Consider the following 17071-nt stretch of genomic DNA (forward strand, 5'->3'; position numbering starts at 1 on the left):
AAAACCCGGCCAGTGGCCGGGTCGCTGTGTTTCGAAAGCCCGTGGGGCGAGTTAGAAAAAGCCCATCGGGTTCACGTCGTAGCTGACCAGCAGGTTTTTGGTCTGCTGGTAGTGTTCGAGCGCCATCTTGTGGGTTTCGCGGCCGACGCCAGACTTCTTGTAGCCACCAAACGCGGCGTGGGCCGGGTACTGGTGGTAGCAGTTGGTCCACACGCGCCCGGCCTGAATGCCACGGCCCATACGAAACGCCACGTTGATGTCGCGGCTCCACACCCCGGCCCCCAGGCCGAACTCGGTGTCGTTGGCGATCGCCAGCGCCTCTTCTTCATCCTTGAAGGTGGTGACCGACACCACCGGGCCGAAGATCTCCTCCTGGAAGATGCGCATCTTGTTGTTGCCTTTCAGAATCGTCGGCTCGATGTAGTAGCCGCTGTCATAGTCACCGTCGATGCTCGCCTTGTTGCCGCCGGTGAGAAACTCCGCGCCCTCTTCGCGGGCGACGTCCATGTAGGACATGATCTTGTCGAACTGCTCTTGCGATGCCTGAGCGCCGACCTGCACGTCGGTATCCAGCGGGTTTCCGCGCTTGATCGCCTTGGTGCGCTCGAGCACCTTCGCCATGAACTCGTCATACATGCTCTCCTGCACCAGCGCGCGCGAGGGGCAGGTGCAGACCTCGCCCTGGTTCAAAAACGCCAGTACCAGACCTTCGACGGCCTTGTCGACGAAGCTTGGCTCGGCGTTCATGATGTCGGCGAAGTAGATGTTCGGCGACTTGCCGCCAAGCTCCACCGTGGAGGGAATGATGTTCTCGGCGGCGCACTTCAAAATGTGCGAGCCCACCGGGGTGGAGCCGGTGAAGGCGATCTTGGCGATGCGTTTGCTCGTCGCAAGGCTCTGACCGATCTCCTCGCCGAAGCCGTTGACGATGTTGACCACGCCCGGCGGCAGCAGGTCGCCCACGATCTTCATGACCTCGAGAATGGAGGCCGGCGTCTGCTCGGCGGGCTTCAGCACCACGCAGTTACCGGCGGCAAGCGCCGGCGCGAGCTTCCACACCGCCATGAGGATGGGGAAGTTCCAGGGAATGATCTGCCCCACCACGCCCAGCGGCTCGTGGAAATGGTAGGACACGGTGTTGGCGTCGATATCGGCAGCGCTCCCTTCCTGGGCGCGGATGCAGCCGGCGAAATAGCGAAAGTGGTCGATGGCAAGCGGCAAGTCGGCGTTCAGGGTCTCGCGTACCGCCTTGCCGTTGTCCCAGGTCTCCGCCACCGCCAGAAGCTCGAGATTCTGCTCGATGCGATCGGCCATCTTGAGCAGGATATTGCTGCGCTCGGCGGCGGAGGTCCTGCCCCAGGCGGGGGCGGCCTTGTGGGCGGCGTCGAGCGCCTTTTCCAGATCCTCGGCGCTGGATCGGGGAATCTCGCAGAACACCTGGCCGTTGACCGGGCTGAGGTTGTCGAAGTACTCACCTTTCACCGGCGCCACGAATTCGCCGCCGATGTAGTTGCCGTAACGCTTTTCGAAAGTGACGACGGCGCCGCTGTCGCCCGGATTGGCGTAGATCATGGTAAGGCTCCCAAGCATTATGGTGTTTGAAACCGCTCGCTCAGTGTTGGTCACCCGGCGCGGGAACGACATTAGCCAAACGTCGCAGTCGCCGTCACTGGCACAAAAAAAGGCGGCCGAAGCCGCCTTTTGGTGTGAAACGCGTACTGTCAGCGCACGATCATCACCGAGATTTTCGCGTGGTGCACCACGTGCTCGGCGTTGGGGCCAAGCACGTAGTCGGCGAACTTGCGCCTGGTGTGGGAGGCCATGACGATCAAATCGGCGTCGATTTTCTTGCCGACCTTGATGATCGCCTCCCAGGGTGAGCCATCGATGATCACGCTTTGAGTCGGGATATCGTTTGGGACGTGCTCATCGATGAAGGCGGCCTGAGCCTCCTTCATCCCCTCGTGGGCCTTTTGCGAAAAGTCTTTCGGAAAATAGGCCCCCACCATCGGCATCTTGAACTCCGGCAGCACGCTCACCAGGTGCAGTGACGCGCCAAAGGTCTGACACAGCGTGGCGGCCACCGGCAGCGCCTTTTTCCACGAGCTCTCTTCGTTGAGATCCACGGGCAGCAGAATTTTCTGGTACATGGCACTCTCCTGACGTTTCACGTCGCCGCGGGTGCCGGCTCGTCCTTGCGCCGACGGCCGCGCTGCAATAGGACGACCAGCGCGAACAGCCCCAGCGCCGGCAGCCACATCCACTCTTTCGTCCAGCGATTCACCGGGGCCAGTACCTCGATGATCTCCTGATCGAAATCCAGGCCCAGATCCGCTGCGGGGCTGCCGAACTCGACCATGTCTACCAGCGTCTGGTCGCCGTCGGTGTAGAGTTCCAGCCCCAGGTTCTCCATACGCTCTTCGCCGGTTTCACCCTCCGGTACCGGTATCAGCATGTAGGTGGTCAGCGGCGCGCCGAAGGCGTCTTCGCCGGCGATCTGAATACGCAGGTTGCTGCCTTCATCTACCCGCCCCAGCGCCTCGACGAACTGCGCCGGCGGGACCGAATCATACGGGTTGTGAATACGATCCATGAAGAAGCCCGGACGGAACAGGGTGAACGCGACCAGCAGCAGCAGAATCGACTCGTACCAGCGGTTGCGGGTAATGAAGTACCCTTGAGTGCCGGCCGCGAAGATCAGCATGGCGATGGTTGCAACGATGAAGACCACGACGCCCTGAGCCACGGTGACATCGATCAACAGCAGGTCGGTGTTGAAGATGAACAGAAACGGGAGTGCTGCGGTACGCAGGCTGTAGTAGAACGCCTGGAAGCCGGTGCGGATCGGATCTCCCCCGGAGACCGCCGCGGCGGCGAAGGAGGCCAGCCCCACCGGCGGGGTGACGTCCGCCATGATGCCGAAATAGAACACGAACAGATGCACCGCGATCAGCGGTACGATCAGCCCGTTCTGCTGGCCAAGCATGACGATCACCGGCGCCATCAAGGCCGAGACCACGATATAGTTGGCGGTGGTGGGCAAGCCCATACCGAGAATCAAACTCAGCACCGCGGTCAGCAGCAAAATCACCATCAGGTTGCCGCCGGAGAGAATCTCGACCACGTCCGCCAGCACCAGGCCCACGCCGGTTTGCGACACCGCACCGACCACGATGCCCGCCGTGGCGGTGGCGATACCGATGCCGATCATGTTGCGCGCGCCGGTGACCAGGCCGTCCCAGAGATCCCAAAGGCCTTCCTTGATGTCGGCGGCCATCTGACTACGGCCTCTAAAGAGCGCGATGATCGGGCGCTGGGTGACCATGATGAAAATCATGAACACGGTCGCCCAGAAGGCCGATAGCCCCGGTGAAAGACGCTCGACCATCAGACACCACACCAGCACGACGACCGGCAGAATGTAATGAAGCCCCACCATCACCGTCGGCCGGGTTTGTGGAAGCTTCACCACCGCCTGGTTGGGGTCGTCGACCTCGAGTTCCGGGTAGCGAGCGCCGATCTTCAAAAGGCCGATATAGATCACCGCCAGCCCTACCGATACGACCCAGGGGGTCGCCTCGCCCAGCACCGGCTTGAGCCAACCCAGCCCGTAATAGACGCCGATGGAGAGCGCCATCAGCAGTAAAAGCCCGGTCAAAAAGCCGATCACCTTGTTCAACAGCGGGCGCGGCGGGTTGCCCGAGGGTAAACCGCGCATGTCCGCCTTTAGCGCTTCCAGGTGAACGATGTAGATCAGCGCGATATAGGAGATCAGCGCCGGCAGAAACGCGTGCTTGATGACCTCGACATAGGAGATGCCCACGTACTCGACCATCAAGAACGCCGCCGCGCCCATGACCGGCGGCATGATCTGACCGTTGACCGACGACGACACTTCCACCGCCCCGGCTTTTTCGGCGCTAAAGCCGACCCGCTTCATCATCGGAATGGTGAACGTGCCGGTGGTGACGGTATTGGCGATCGAGGAGCCGGAGATCAAACCGGTCATGCCCGAGGCCACCACGGCGGCCTTCGCCGGGCCACCCTTGAAGTGGCCCAGCATCGAGAAGGCCACCTTGATGAAATAGTTGCCGGCGCCGGCCTTGTCGAGCAGCGCGCCAAACAGGACGAACAGGAATACGAAGCTGGTCGACACCCCCAGCGCAATGCCGAACACGCCCTGGGTGCCGAGCCACTGGTGGTTGATCAGCCCGCCCAGGCTCACGCCGCGGTGCGCGAGAATACCCGGCATGTAAGGGCCAAAGAGCGAATAGGCGATAAACACCGCGGCGACCACCATCAAGGGTGGCCCGAGCGCGCGCCGGGTCGCCTCCAACAGCATGACGATACCCACCACGCCGACCACGATGTCCTGGGTGATTGGGCGCCCGGCTCGGGTGGCGAGATCGTCATAAAAGATGAACAGGTAAGCACCGCAGAACGCGGCCACGGCGGCGAACGCCCAGTCCTGCAGCGGCACGCGGTCGCGCGGCGAGCGCTTGAGCGCGGGGTAGGCCATAAAGGCAAGAAAGAGCGCAAAGGCCAGGTGGATCGAACGCGATTGGGTCGCGCTGAACACGCCAAACCCCAGCATGTAAGGCAGCGGCGAGGCGATCCAGAGCTGGAACAGCGACCAGACGGCGGCAATACCCACCAACAGCTTGCCCGGCGCCCCCAACGGTTTGCGCGCGCCGGTATCGCTCGAGGCAACCATATCGTCCAGGTCGTTTCGCGCGGCGCCCGAGGATGTTTTTTCGTCTTGCATACGCTTGTCCTTTTCAAGATCCGCGCCGGTCGATCGCGCCGTAGGCGACGCTTTCGACGTGATGTATAACGTCGCTTCCAACGAAAGCGCGGACACCCTGGGCGCCCGCGCTTGTCGTTCTCTCAAGGCGCTATCGGTACCTGCCGCCTAGCGCTTGTCGGCTCACTCGATCCAGCCGCGCTCACGATAGTAGCGCTCGGCGCCGGCGTGCAGCGGCGCGGTCAGGCCGTCGGAGATCATGTCTTCTTCGTTCAGGTTCTCGAACGCCGGGTGCAGGCGCTTGAAGCGGTCGAAGTTCTCGAACACGGCTTTCACGGTTTCGTAGATCACGTCTTCGTCGACATTGGTGGAGGAGACGAACGTCGCCGCCACGCCGAAAGTTTCGACGTCTTCGTCGTTGCCGCGGTACAGACCGCCCGGAATCACGGAGCGGGTGTAGTAGGGATACTCTTCGATCAGGCTGTCGATTTCGTCACCGGTCACCGAGACCAGCTTGGCATCGATGGTGGTGGTCGCTTCCTGGATGGAGCCGTTGGGATGGCCGACCACGTAGACCATGGCGTCGATGTTGTTGTCAGACAGCGCAGCGGCCTGTTCGGCGGCGTCGAGCTGGGAGGCGAGCGCGAAGGTATCTTCGTCCCAACCAAAGGCGTCCATCACCACGTCCATGGTGTTGCGCTGACCAGAACCGGGGTTACCGATGTTCACACGCTTGCCCGGGAAATCGCTGATGTTCTCGATACCGGCGTCGGCACGGGCGACCACGGTGAGCGGCTCGCCGTGCATGGTGAAAACGGCGCGCATCTCTTCCCACGGGCCCTCTTCTTCGAAGTTGGCTTCGCCGTTGTAAGCGCGGTACTGCACGTCAGACTGCACCACACCCATGTCCAGGTCGCCGTTTTTCATGCCGTTGACGTTGGCGACCGAGCCGCCGGTGGACGGCGCGTTACAGCGAATGTTGTGCTCTTCGCTGCCGCGGTTGACCATGCGGCACACCGACTGGCCGACGACGTAGTACACGCCGGTCTGACCGCCGGTACCAATGGTGATGTAGCGTTCCTGGGCAACCGCCGGGCTTGCAAAGCTTGCCGCGGCAATCAGCGCGCCTGAAAAGGCTGCGGTCGAAAATACATGGCGCTTCATGGGCACACCTCTTTCTCTTTTGTGAGCATTATTCGTTTTAAACCACCCGTTTATCGGATCCCTTGGGCGATACCGTTCAAAACGCTTGTGAGACAGTCTGTTAACTCTATGGAGCGACTCTGCCAATCGGCGGCAAAGGTTCATTCACTTTAGCGAAAAATTCAACCCTTGGCGAAAACGCGTCCCCTCTTTCGACCGAGTATATGAAATCCCCGGTCAAACGCACGTTTAGCCTCACGCGCATTTTAAACGCTGGCGCCAGCCGCTATCCCGGGCTCTACACGTTGTAACCCAGCACCGTTGGCAGCCAGAGCGCGATACCGGGAAACAGCGCCACGATGGCCATCGCGCAGGCCATGGCGGCAACGAACACCAGCGCCCAGCCCAGCGTATGCTCGAGACGGATCTTTGCCACTTCCGTGGTGACCATCAAATTCACCGCTACCGGCGGTGTAAACTGGCCGATGGCGATATTCATGGCCAGCAAAATACCGAACCACACCGGGTTCCACTCGAAGTGCTGCATGACCGGAATCAGAATCGGCATCAGGATCAAATAGATCGAAATGGCATCGAGCAGCATCCCGGCGATCAGCACCGTCAGCATCACCAGTACTAGCAGCAGCGCGCCGTTGTCGGTCAGCCCGATCATCCACTCCGCCAAATGACGGAAGGTGCCGAGCATGGTGCCCGCCCAGGCGAACACCCCGGCCAGTGCGATGATCAGCATCACGACGCCGGAGATGATCGCCGCCTCGCCCAGCAGCACCCAGAGATCCTTGAGCGAGAGCTCGCGCGTGAGAAAAAGCCCCACCAGCGTGCCGTAGGCGACCGCGACGACCGCCGCCTCGGTCGGTGTGAATAGCCCCGAGCGCAGCCCGCCGAGAATCAGCACCGGGGCAAACAGCGCCGGCAGCGCCTGCTTGAACGCCGCGCCCACGCTCAGGCGCTCGGCATCGCTCTGCGGCGTGCTGCCCTCCCAGCCGTAGCGCTTGGCCAGCAGCATCGCCGGTATCAGCAGCGAAAGTCCCGCCAGAATGCCGGGGAAGAGTCCGGCGGCGAACAGCGCGCGAAGATCCACGCCGGGTACCACGATGGAGTAGAGAATCAGCGCCACCGAGGGCGGAATCAGAATCGCGGTGGAGGCGGAGGCCGCAATCAGCGTGGCGGAAAACGGCTTGGGGTAGCCCGCCTTCGTCATGCTCGGCAGCATCACCATCGCCACGGCCGCCGCATCCGCCGGGCCGGAGCCTGACATGCCGCCCATGATCATGCACACCAGCACCGCGACCAGCGCAAGGCCGCCGTGGCGCGGGCCGATCAGCGCCTGGGCGAAGCGCACCAGACGCAGCGCCACGCCGGAGCGCTCGAAGATCAGCCCGGTCAAAATGAACAGCGGAATGGCGATCAACGGGTATTTGGCGATGCTGTTGTAAGTGTTGGTGCCAAGCGTTGCCAGCATATCCGGCGAAAGCCCGGTAACGATACCGACCGAGCCCGCCAGCGCCAGCGAAAACGCCACCGGCACCCCGGCGATCAAGAGCCCGGCGAAGGCGAGCAGCATCCAGAGATCAGGGGTCATCGCGCAGGTCTCCGCTCAATCGTTCGCGGGTCTGCTGAACGAGGCGCCAAAGCATCAGCGCCGAGAGCACCGGCAGCCACACCAGATACCACCACTGGGGCAGTCCAAGCCCGGGCGACAGCGACTCCCACTGATACTCCTGAAAGGCGAGTTTGCCGCCGTACCAGGTAATCAGCGCCAGCACCAGAAGCCCGCAGGCGCCTTGAAAAAGAATCAGCGCGCCGCGCCATTTTTCGGGCAGCATGCGCTCGAGAAAGCTGATGCGAATATGGCGGTTGCGCCGGAGCGCCACGCTGGCGCCGGCAAAGGTCAGCACCACCAGCAAAAACACGGAAAACTCTTCGGTAAACGAGAACGAACCGCCGGTCAGGTAGCGCGTCACCACGTTACCCAGACTGATCAGCGAAATGACGATCAACGATAGCGCGCCCAGCCAGCGCTCGAGGCGCGCATCGGAAAATGGTTGCATGGTAGCCTCTAAAGGGTAGCGCTACCGGCCAACGCCGGTAGCGGATCTGGCGCTTAGCGCGCGTCGATGGCCGACTGCGCCGACTCCATGAGCTCCTCGCCGATGCGCGGCGCCCACTTTTCCAGGACGTTTTGGGTTGCCTCACGAAAGGCCTGGTACTCGTCATCACTTAGCTCGGTGACGGTGACGCCGCGCTCTTCGATCGCCGCCAGGCGCTCGCTCTCCTGCTCGCGGGTCATGCTGATTTCCCAGGCGCCGGCCTCTTCGGCGGTTTCGCGAAGCCAAGTCTGCTCCTCTTCACTCAGTGAGCCCCACACCTGCTGGTTGACCGCGAAGATCAGCGGATCATTCATGTAGTTCCAGAGCGTCAGGTACTCCTGACCGACCTGGTCGATGCGCGCGGCGTCGAACACCGACAGCGGGTTCTCCTGGCCGTCGACGGCGCCGGTGGTCAGCGCGGGCTGGGCGTCGGTCCAGCTCATCTGGGTCGGGTCGGCGCCCAGGGCTGCAAAGGTGTCCTGGAACAGCGGCGAGCCGACGACGCGAATCTTGAGCCCGTCGAGGTCGTCCGGGGCGCTGATCGGGCCGCTCGAATTGGAGACCTGGCGAAAGCCGTTCTCGCCCCAGGCCAGCGGCACGATACCGCGCGACTCGATCGCCTCGAACACCATCTCGCCCGCCTCGCCTTTAGTCACCGCGTCGACGGCGGCGACATCGGGGATGAAAAACGGCAGCGAGAACAAATTGAGCTCCGGCACCTGGGGCGACCAGTTGATGGTCGAGCCCACCGCGGCATCGATCAGTCCGGAGCGCATGGCGGAGAACTCGCGGGTCTGATCACCGGAGACCAGCTGCGAGTTGGGGTAAACCCGCAGCGTCAGCTCGCCGTCGCTGCGCTCTTCCAAAAGTTCGGCCCATTTTTCTGCCGCCTGCCCCCAGGGGAAGGCGTCGGACAGCACCGTGGAGACGGAAAGCTCGCGCGCCTGGGCGGAAACGGCCAGCGTCAAGAGCGCGGCACCGGTCAGGCCCAGGCCTGCGCGGGAGAGGTGGCGTGTCAGCGTCATGAGGATTCCTTTTTATCTGGTTTTTATAGGGGATGTGCAAGGGCGCGGCGGTCGTTGGCCCGCGTGCGCCTCGCCTATTGTAGGCACTTGAAGGGCGAAGGGAAGAGAGCCGGGCTGTTATGATGGTCGCGCCACTTTGAATCATCCTCTTTTCAACGACAGGACACTGCCGTGCCGCTACGCGATTTACTTCTGGGCCTTCTGGTCGTGGCCATCTGGGCGCTCAATATCGTCGTCATCAAGGTGGGCGTGGCGGAACTTCCGCCGCTGTTGATGACCACGCTGCGCTTTGCGCTGGTCGCCCTTCTGCTGGTGCCCTTCTATCCGGTGCCGCGCGCCCAGCTGCCGTTTCTGCTGCTGTTGTCCGTCACCTTTGGGACGCTGCACTTCGCCATGCTGTTCATCGGCCTTGGTCAGTCCGAGGCGGGCACCGGCGCGCTTTTGGTACAGATGGGCACGCCGTTTGCGACGATTCTGGCGGTCGTCTTTCTCAAGGAGAAGCTGGGGCCCAAGCGGCTGGCGGGACTGTTGCTATCGTTTGCTGGCGTGGTGGTGCTGGCGGGTGGCCCCACGCTGCCCTCGCCGCTGCCGCTTGGCATTCTGCTTTTGAGCGCGCTGGGCTGGGCGGTGTCGCAGCTTTTGATCAAGCGCGGCCCAGCCATCGCGCCGCTGGCGCTGGCGGGCTGGATCGCGCTATTCGCAGTGCCCCAGGTCGCGCTCGGCTCCTGGCTTTTCGAGAACGGGCAGTGGCAGGCCATTCGCTCGGCGGGCCTGGCCGGCTGGGGCGCGGTATTCTATACCGCGGTGATGTCGTCGATCCTTGCCTACGGCATCTGGTACGCGCTGCTGCGCCGCCACCCGGTCAACAAGGTGGTGCCGATGACGCTGCTGGTACCGGTGCTGGCGGTGGGGCTGGGGGCGCTTCTGATGGGCGATCCTCTGGGCGTACACAAGCTTGCCGGCGGCGGCCTGGTGGTCGCCGGGGTGGGGCTGATTCTACTGCGTTTTAAAAAGCGCCGCCCGGCGGTTTAGGTCACCACCGGGCGAGCATTCAGGCGTCGGGCCGGCAGAAGCCGGCCAGCGCCGGCACGGAGACGCAGTCGCCCACCTGAATACCGCGCGCCTCGAAGTAGCCGGCGTTGACCTCCAGCGCCGAGGTGAACGGCGCGCCCGCCGGGTAGGTTGGGCACTCGCGGGCGGCCTCGGACTCGCACGGGGGCATGGTGTTGATCGCGACGATCCGCCCCTGGTCATCGATGAAGGCGATATCCAGCGCGATCAGCGTATTGAACATCCAGAAGGCATTGCCCGCGGGCTGCTCGCGCTCGAAGCGAAACAGCATGCCGCGCTCTTCGGACAGGTGCTCGCGTCCCATCAGCCCTTTTTGGCGCTGCGAGATCGTCTCGGCCACTTCGACATCCAGCCGATGCGGGCCCTGCTCGGTGTGAATGGTCAGCGGCAGCGTCCCGGCCTCTGGTGCCGCCGCTTTCGCCCCCTCTGGCTCGGCGGCGAAGAGATTGAAGGCGGGGGTCGCTACGCTGGCGACGAGCGCCGCGCCCAGCGCGGTTTTGATGAGTTTGCGACGCGACAGGTTCATGAGGCGTCTCCGCTTGCGCTTTCGCGGGCGCCTTGATGCTGATCGGAAATCGACATCACCTTCATGGTATTGGTGCCGCCGTGGGCATTCATGTGATCGCCGCGCGTCAAAATGACGTGATCGCCGGGGCGTGCCACGCCCTGCTTGACGAGCATCTCGAGCGCCCGGTCGTTGAGCTCGGTCGCGCTCATCCGAGAGGTATCGAAAGGCAGTGACACCACGCCGCGATAAAGCGCCATGCGCCGCTGGGCGATGGGGTTATGGGCCAGGCCCACGATCGGCAGGCCCGAACTGATGCGCGAGGCGATCAGCGGCGTATAGCCCGAGGCGGTCATGCAGGCGATCGCGACCACGCCTTTCATGTGGTTGGCGGCGTACATCGCGGAGAGCGCGATGGTCTCGTCGGCTTGGGTGAAGCCTTCGTGGATGCGGTGACCGGACTCCTGAACGGTACGCTCACGCTCGGCGCCCAGACACACCCGTGCCATCGCCTGAATGGTTTCGACCGGGTAGTCGCCGGCGGCGGTTTCGGCGGAGAGCATCACCGCGTCGCTGCCGTCGAGCACGGCGTTGGCCACGTCGAACACCTCGGCGCGGGTCGGCAGCGGCGCCGAAATCATGCTTTCCATCATTTGGGTCGCCGTAATCACCGCGCGGTTGAGCGTGCGGGCCCGCTTGATCATGCGCTTTTGCACGCCGACCAGTTTGGCATCGCCGATCTCCACGCCCAGATCGCCCCGGGCGACCATCACCGCTTCCGAGGCCTCGATGATGCCGTCGAGCGTGGCCTCGTCCGCCACCGCCTCGGCGCGCTCCACCTTGGCGACCAGGCCGATCTCGGCGCCCTCGTCACCCAGCAGGCGCCGGGCTTCCTGCATGTCCGCGGCCGAGCGCGGAAAGGAGATCGCCAGATAATCGACGCCGATCTCGACGGCGGTCTTGAGATCCGCCTTGTCCTTGTCAGTCAGCGCCGGCGCGGAGAGCCCGCCGCCCTGCTTGTTGATGCCCTTGTGGTTGGAGAGCTTGCCGCCGACCACGACCTCGGTATGCACCTGCTGGCCCTCGACACGGGTGACATCGAGCACCACGCGGCCGTCGTCGAGCAGTAGCCGGTCGCCAGCAGCCACGTCCTCGGCCAGGGTCTTGTAGTCGCAGCCGACGCCGTGAATATCGCCGGCGTCGCTATCCATCGTCATATCGAGCACGAAGGGCTGGCCCTCCCCGAGCACCACCTTTCCTTCCTTGAAGCGCGCGATGCGAATCTTCGGGCCCTGCAAATCACCCAAAGCGGCCACGCTTCTCCCCAGCCGCGCGGCAATCTCGCGCACGCGCGTGAGTCTTTCGCGGTGGTCATCGGCGGTGCCATGGGAGAAGTTGAGACGCACCACGTCCACCCCCGCCTTCAACATGGCTTCGAGAACGCCTTCGCGGTCGCTGGCGGGGCCGAGCGTAGCGACGATCTTGGTACGGCGAATGGGCGGTGCGGTGCGCTGGCTCATGGAAGTCCTGATCGTTGGTGAAGTTGGCTGACAGCTTAGCAAATTAATGTGACGAACAGGCAAACGCCCTCGCCGCTATTCGTCGAGAGCCACCACGATCTCGAGCGGGTATTCGTCGCAGTTGGCGCCCTCCCCGCCCCGGTCGACCACCAGAAACTCGCCCTCGCACTCGAGCACCGAGTTGATCGCGTGCCAGGTGCCCGCGGCGTAGTTCACGCCCTGGCGGCCATCAGTCACGAACGCGCGCACCTCGCGTGGGTCGATCGTATCGCCCTTGGGCGCCACCACGACGATAAAGCGCTCGCCGTGCAGCGGCATGAAGGCCTGGCTGCCCTGGGGGTGGCGCTCCAGAAAGGTGAGTTCCAAAGGCAGCGTCACTGGCTGGCTGACGAAAATGTTGATCAGCGTGTGGGCGTTCTCGCCTAATATTTCCACCCGCGCCAGATCATGGTGGCGCTGGGTGCGCCCGGCGTTGATGGCAAACGAGGGCGACGTTCGGGCGTCGATCACCTCGCCAAAGGGGGCGAAGGTTTCCGCGGTCAGCGGCGCGGCGGTCAGTTCGAGCATATCAAACTCCTTTGGCCTGGGCGGGTGAGTTAAAACTTGAGCGCCGCGTGGCGGTTCACATCCTTGTAAAGCAGGTAACGAAACGGGCCCGGGCCGCCGGCGTAGCAGGCCTGCGGGCAGAAGGCGCGCAGCCACATGAAGTCGCCGGCTTCCACCTCGACCCACTGCTGGTTCAGGTGATACACCGCCTTGCCTTCCAGCACGTAGAGGCCATGCTCCATGACGTGGGTTTCATCGAAGGGAATCACGCCGCCGGGCTGGAAGTTGACGATGGTCACGTGCATGTCGTGGCGCACATCTGCCGGGTCAACAAAGCGGGTCGTCGACCAGCGCCCGTCGGTGCCCGGCATCTCGTTGGGCAAGATCTCCTGCTCGTTGGTCACGAACGCATTGGGCACGTCGATGCCCTCGACATACTCATACGCCTTGCGAATCCAGTGAAAGCGCACGGGCGCGCGGGTGTCGTTGCGCACCTGCCAATTACTGGCCGGCGGAATGAAGGCGTAGCCGCCGGGCGCCATGACGTGGCGCTCGCCTTCGAGGGTCAGCGTGAGCTCGCCTTCGACCACGAACAGCACGCCTTCGGCTTTCGGGTCGAGCTCGGGCTTGTCGCTGCCGCCGTCCGGCTGCACTTCCATGATGTACTGCGAAAACGTCTCGGCGAAGCCGGAGAGTGGCCGCGCCAGCACCCAGGCCCGGGTGCTTTCCCAAAACGGCAGGTTGCTGGTCACGATATCGCGCATCACCCCTTTCGGAATCAGCGCGTAAGCCTCGGTGAACACCGCCCGGTCGGCGGTGAGCTGAGTCTGCGGCGGATGGCCGCCCTGGGGGGCGTAGTAGTTATTGGACATTGTTGACTCTGATGGTAAGGAACAAATGGACCCGTCTTGTATACAAGATTTAGCGAACATAATGAAGCGTAGCCATTATTGAACGCTTGTGAAACATATCTCCCAATAGTAACTTCTATAACAACTTTTGTTTCAACCCACGTGTTTGGGCTGATTCGAACGTCAACAGGAACATATGGCTCTGCCGTTTTTTAAAACACAACAGAGGCTGCTATAGCGGCCCACTGGTACGAGGCACTCAATGGATCGCCAAGATATATCTCGCCCCCCATCGCCCGCCAAAAAGAGCTGGTGCCGCATTCCCGACATCTATGCCGTACTTTTCGTTTTTATCGCGCTGGCGGCCATTGCCACACATTTCGTACCTGCTGGGCAGTTTGAGCGCGTGCCTGGCCCTGCCGGACGGATCACGATCGACCCGAACTCGTATCAGCAGATCGACTCTACGCCGGTCGGCTGGGTCGACTTCATGTTGGCCATTCCTAACGGGCTGATGAGCGCCGGCGAAGTCGTCTTCTTTACCTTCATGATCGGCGGCATGTTCATGGTCCTTCGCCGCACGGGCATCATCGAGATCGGGGTGGATAAGCTGACGAGACGCTTCTCGCGCCGTGGCGTACTCACCATACCGGTGCTCATGACCGTTTTCGCCGCCATCGCCACGGTCATTGGTACCCAGGAACTGGCGCTCGTATACGTACCTGTAATATTGCCGCTGATGATCGCGCTGCGCTTTGACTCGTTGACCGCCGCCGCTGTGGCGCTGTGCGCTACCACGGTGGGATTCACTACCGGCGTGCTCAATCCGATCAACACCGGGCTCGGCCAGCAGCTCTCGGCACTGCCGCTCTACTCCGGTTACGGGCTACGTATTTTGGCGTTTGTTGTCATGCTGGCCGCGGCGATTTTTTTCGTCATGCGCTATGCCCGTCGAGTTCATGCCGACCCGACATCCGGGCTCATGGCCGCTGATCCAGAGGAAAGCGAAAAACGCGCACGCTATCAGCACGGCGCGACCACGCCGGCGCTGCGTGCAAACTTGCGCCAGAAGCTGGCGGCAGCGGCGACGTTTGCCTTCTTCGCGCTGCTCGTTTACGGAGTACTGCGCCAAGGCTGGTTCATGATGGAAATGGCAGGGCTATTCATCATCATGGGTATTGTCGTCGGGGTGATCGCGGGGCTCGATACCGACGAGATCTGCGCTGGTTTCAATCAGGGCTTTCGCGACGTTCTGGTGGGCGCAATGATTGCCGGTGTCGCTCGGGGCGTCGCGGTCATGCTCGAAGACGGTCAGATCATGGACACGCTGGTGTTCGGGTTGGGTAACCTGGTCGGCGAGTTGCCCACGTTGCTTTCAGCCATCGGCATGTTTTTCGCACAGCTCGGGTTCAACTTCATCGTACCTTCTGGCAGTGGTCAGGCACTGGTTACCATGCCGCTAATGGCGCCGCTTTCAGACATTCTCGGCGTTACCCGCCAGACCGCCGTGCTGGCCTACCAGCTCGGTGATGGAATAGGCAATATTCTTTATCCTACCTCCGGCTATTTCATGGCGACGCTCGCACTGGCCGGCGTGCCTTGGCAAAAATGGGTAAAATTTTTCTTCCCGCTATTCTGTGTCTGGATCGTCATTGCGCTGGGCTTTTTGGTCTTCGCCCAGGCAACGCAATGGACCGGATAAGATACGGCTAGTCGAAGGTGAAAGCGGAGCGCTCGAGTTCGTCGAGCGCATCGTAGCTTTCACTAATCGCGTTGATCCGCTTACGGCCTTCTGCCAGACCTTCATGAAGGCAAGCGTTGGCGATCAACGCGATCAAACTATTAGCCGTGGCGTAGCTATCAAAGGCCGAAATACTTTCAAGGGGTGTTTCTAAAAACCAATCGACCCGCGAGGCAAAGGCAACGGCCGTAGGGTCACCCACCAAAAGAACGCGGGGGGACGAGCGCTCGAGCGTTTCAACCAGGGAGTCAAACCCTTTCGGCCGCCGGCGAAAACCGAACAGCACCACGACGTCGTCGGTGGTGAGATCGACGATTTCCTCGGCAAGCGACTGGTTGGGCTGTGGGGCCAGACGCACCTGAGCCCGTGCCTGGATCAGCTGCTGGCGAAAGTGTAGTGCCAAGGGGTAGCTGTTGCGAAATCCCATCACCACTACCTGGCGCGCCGAGCAAAGCGCGTCGACTGCGCTTGCTATATCGCCCGTATCCAACCGGCCCAAGCCGCGCTGCAGGTTTTCCTGCTCGCGCTGAAGGTGACGCGCCAGGGCGCCCCCGCCTTCCTCTGCCATGGCATCGGATTCGATGACCAGCGGCACGCCCAGGTTTCGAAGCTGACGGGCGTGCGTTTTGACGTTGCGAAAGCTCTCGAACCCCAGCCGCTTGAACAGGCGGCTAACGGTCGATTTCGAAACGCCGGTCAGCCGCGCCAGGTCCGCGGCACTGTAGACGGCCAGATCGTCGAAGTGATCCAGAATGAAGCTCGCCACCCGCTGTTCCTGAGCGCTAAGCGATTCGAACTGGGCGGCGATGCGCTGTCCTATATGGGGCGTCATGGCTCTCCAAACGGATAAGGTTAAAGTGCCGGCGCCGGGTGGTGCTCGGCCCAGTGGCGGGCGATGTCCACACGGCGCGTCACCCAGACGCGGTCGTGGGCTTCGATGTGGTCCAGAAAGCGCTGCAGCGCGCGAAAGCGCCCGGGGCGTCCCAGCAGGCGGCAGTGCATGCCCACGGAGAGCATTTTAGGCGCTTCCTCACCTTCGGCGTAGAGGACGTCGAAGGCGTCGCGCAGATAACTAAAGAAGTGATCCGAGGTGTTGAAGCCCTGCGGCGAGGCGAAGCGCATGTCGTTGGTGTCGAGCGTATAGGGCACGATCAGATGGTTATGATCGCTGCCCTGGCTGTCGGTCACGCGGCTCCAGAACGGCAGGTCGTCGCCGTAGTAGTCACTGTCATACAAAAAGCTTCCTTCGTCGACCACCAGCCGCCGGGTGTTGGGGCTGTCGCGACCGGTGTACCAGCCCTCGGGCTTCTCGCCATAAAGGCGCTCGAAGATATCCATCGCCTTTTGCAGGTGGTCGCGTTCGATGTGTTCGGGCACTTCCTGATAGTGGATCCAACGGTAGCCATGGCAGGCAATTTCGTGGCCCAGCTCCTTGAAGGCGTGGGCCACTTCCGGGTGGCGCTCCAGCGCCATGGCCACGCCGAACACGGTCAGCGGCAGACCGCGACGCTCGAATTCACGCAGGATACGCCAGACGCCTGAGCGCGAGCCGTATTCATAGATCGACTCCATGCTGAGATGGCGCGAGCTGTAGCTCGCTGCCCCGATGATCTCGGAAAGAAACTGCTCGGAGCCGACGTCGCCATGCAGCACCGAGTTTTCCCCGCCCTCTTCATAGTTAAGCACGAACTGTACGGCGATTTTTGCCTTGCCAGGCCAGTTGGCGTGGGGCGTCTTTTGCCCGTAGCCGACCAGGTCGCGCGGATAGAAACTGGCGGTCTGCTCTTTCGTGGACATCGTGGTATCTCCCTGAT

General features: G+C 62.5%; 15 protein-coding genes. 2 read left to right on the forward strand and 13 right to left on the reverse strand.

The features are described from left to right. Window positions 1-51: 51 nt before the first annotated feature. The 7 genes from RN347_RS13420 to RN347_RS13450 all read right to left on the reverse strand — a co-directional run bounded on the left by RN347_RS13420 (window position 52) and on the right by RN347_RS13450 (window position 9023). Entirely contained in the window at window positions 52-1572 is a 1521-nt protein-coding gene (locus RN347_RS13420) for an aldehyde dehydrogenase family protein (protein WP_311958559.1), read from the reverse strand. Between the two features lie 149 nt (window positions 1573-1721). Next, a complete protein-coding gene (locus tag RN347_RS13425; RefSeq protein WP_263586282.1) occupies window positions 1722-2150 on the reverse strand; it encodes a universal stress protein in 429 nt (142 codons plus the stop codon). Window positions 2151-2167: 17 nt separating this feature from the next. After that, window positions 2168-4765, reverse strand: coding sequence for a TRAP transporter permease (locus RN347_RS13430; RefSeq protein ID WP_311958560.1), 2598 nt, complete (start codon window positions 4763-4765; stop codon window positions 2168-2170). A 162-nt stretch (window positions 4766-4927) separates the two neighbouring features. Beyond that, on the reverse strand, window positions 4928-5908 hold the full coding sequence (locus tag RN347_RS13435) for a TAXI family TRAP transporter solute-binding subunit (RefSeq protein ID WP_263586280.1): 981 nt from the start codon (window positions 5906-5908) through the stop codon (window positions 4928-4930). Window positions 5909-6185: 277 nt separating this feature from the next. Continuing rightward, window positions 6186-7490 (reverse strand): TRAP transporter large permease, encoded by a 1305-nt coding sequence (locus RN347_RS13440; protein ID WP_311958561.1) that lies wholly within the window; start codon window positions 7488-7490, stop codon window positions 6186-6188. Beyond that, complete coding sequence (locus RN347_RS13445) at window positions 7480-7959, reverse strand: TRAP transporter small permease (protein WP_263586278.1); 480 nt, start codon at window positions 7957-7959, stop codon at window positions 7480-7482. The genes RN347_RS13440 and RN347_RS13445 overlap by 11 nt, the downstream gene beginning before the upstream one ends. Window positions 7960-8012: 53 nt before the next feature. Then, window positions 8013-9023, reverse strand: a complete 1011-nt coding sequence (locus tag RN347_RS13450) for a DctP family TRAP transporter solute-binding subunit (RefSeq protein WP_311958562.1) — start codon at window positions 9021-9023, stop codon at window positions 8013-8015. Window positions 9024-9194: 171 nt separating this feature from the next. On the opposite strand from RN347_RS13450, the gene RN347_RS13455 reads away from it, so the two are divergent. Continuing rightward, window positions 9195-10055 (forward strand): DMT family transporter, encoded by an 861-nt coding sequence (locus RN347_RS13455; protein ID WP_263586276.1) that lies wholly within the window; start codon window positions 9195-9197, stop codon window positions 10053-10055. A 19-nt stretch (window positions 10056-10074) separates the two neighbouring features. Here RN347_RS13455 and RN347_RS13460 read toward each other — a convergent pair whose 3' ends face one another. The 4 genes from RN347_RS13460 to RN347_RS13475 all read right to left on the reverse strand — a co-directional run bounded on the left by RN347_RS13460 (window position 10075) and on the right by RN347_RS13475 (window position 13537). Next, the gene (locus RN347_RS13460; RefSeq protein ID WP_311958563.1) at window positions 10075-10620 is read right to left on the reverse strand and encodes a DUF192 domain-containing protein; all 546 of its coding nucleotides are present in this window, start codon (window positions 10618-10620) and stop codon (window positions 10075-10077) included. Further along, entirely contained in the window at window positions 10617-12119 is a 1503-nt protein-coding gene (pyk, locus tag RN347_RS13465; protein WP_311958564.1) for a pyruvate kinase, read from the reverse strand. Before pyk ends, RN347_RS13460 begins: the two co-directional genes overlap by 4 nt. Window positions 12120-12194: 75 nt before the next feature. Next, complete coding sequence (locus tag RN347_RS13470; protein WP_311958565.1) at window positions 12195-12686, reverse strand: ureidoglycolate lyase; 492 nt, start codon at window positions 12684-12686, stop codon at window positions 12195-12197. Between the two features lie 29 nt (window positions 12687-12715). Continuing rightward, the gene (locus RN347_RS13475; RefSeq protein ID WP_311958566.1) at window positions 12716-13537 is read right to left on the reverse strand and encodes a bifunctional allantoicase/(S)-ureidoglycine aminohydrolase; all 822 of its coding nucleotides are present in this window, start codon (window positions 13535-13537) and stop codon (window positions 12716-12718) included. Window positions 13538-13778: 241 nt separating this feature from the next. Here RN347_RS13475 and RN347_RS13480 point away from each other — a divergent pair, with 241 nt between their 5' ends. Further along, a complete protein-coding gene (locus RN347_RS13480; RefSeq protein WP_311958567.1) occupies window positions 13779-15218 on the forward strand; it encodes a YfcC family protein in 1440 nt (479 codons plus the stop codon). Between the two features lie 7 nt (window positions 15219-15225). Here RN347_RS13480 and RN347_RS13485 read toward each other — a convergent pair whose 3' ends face one another. Next, the gene (locus RN347_RS13485; RefSeq protein WP_263586270.1) at window positions 15226-16089 is read right to left on the reverse strand and encodes a MurR/RpiR family transcriptional regulator; all 864 of its coding nucleotides are present in this window, start codon (window positions 16087-16089) and stop codon (window positions 15226-15228) included. A gap of 20 nt (window positions 16090-16109) precedes the next feature. Further along, complete coding sequence (puuE, locus tag RN347_RS13490) at window positions 16110-17054, reverse strand: allantoinase PuuE (RefSeq protein ID WP_311958568.1); 945 nt, start codon at window positions 17052-17054, stop codon at window positions 16110-16112. Window positions 17055-17071: the final 17 nt, after the last annotated feature.

Origin of the sequence: Halomonas sp. PAMB 3264 (assembly GCF_031954245.1) — a bacterium.
Lineage (GTDB): Bacteria > Pseudomonadota > Gammaproteobacteria > Pseudomonadales > Halomonadaceae > Vreelandella.

Excerpts from the sequence above, each read along its gene's own strand:
- RN347_RS13420 (WP_311958559.1), bottom strand. The coding sequence starts at position 1,572 with ATGATCTACGCCAATCCGGGCGACAGCGGCGCCGTCGTCACTTTCGAA.
- RN347_RS13450 (WP_311958562.1), bottom strand. The coding sequence starts at position 9,023 with ATGACGCTGACACGCCACCTCTCCCGCGCAGGCCTGGGCCTGACCGGT.
- RN347_RS13430 (WP_311958560.1), bottom strand. The coding sequence starts at position 4,765 with ATGCAAGACGAAAAAACATCCTCGGGCGCCGCGCGAAACGACCTGGAC.
- RN347_RS13475 (WP_311958566.1), bottom strand. The coding sequence starts at position 13,537 with ATGTCCAATAACTACTACGCCCCCCAGGGCGGCCATCCGCCGCAGACT.
- RN347_RS13445 (WP_263586278.1), bottom strand. The coding sequence starts at position 7,959 with ATGCAACCATTTTCCGATGCGCGCCTCGAGCGCTGGCTGGGCGCGCTA.
- RN347_RS13425 (WP_263586282.1), bottom strand. The coding sequence starts at position 2,150 with ATGTACCAGAAAATTCTGCTGCCCGTGGATCTCAACGAAGAGAGCTCG.
- RN347_RS13480 (WP_311958567.1), top strand. The coding sequence starts at position 13,779 with ATGGATCGCCAAGATATATCTCGCCCCCCATCGCCCGCCAAAAAGAGC.
- RN347_RS13470 (WP_311958565.1), bottom strand. The coding sequence starts at position 12,686 with ATGCTCGAACTGACCGCCGCGCCGCTGACCGCGGAAACCTTCGCCCCC.
- pyk (WP_311958564.1), bottom strand. The coding sequence starts at position 12,119 with ATGAGCCAGCGCACCGCACCGCCCATTCGCCGTACCAAGATCGTCGCT.
- RN347_RS13460 (WP_311958563.1), bottom strand. The coding sequence starts at position 10,620 with ATGAACCTGTCGCGTCGCAAACTCATCAAAACCGCGCTGGGCGCGGCG.
- puuE (WP_311958568.1), bottom strand. The coding sequence starts at position 17,054 with ATGTCCACGAAAGAGCAGACCGCCAGTTTCTATCCGCGCGACCTGGTC.
- RN347_RS13440 (WP_311958561.1), bottom strand. The coding sequence starts at position 7,490 with ATGACCCCTGATCTCTGGATGCTGCTCGCCTTCGCCGGGCTCTTGATC.
- RN347_RS13485 (WP_263586270.1), bottom strand. The coding sequence starts at position 16,089 with ATGACGCCCCATATAGGACAGCGCATCGCCGCCCAGTTCGAATCGCTT.
- RN347_RS13435 (WP_263586280.1), bottom strand. The coding sequence starts at position 5,908 with ATGAAGCGCCATGTATTTTCGACCGCAGCCTTTTCAGGCGCGCTGATT.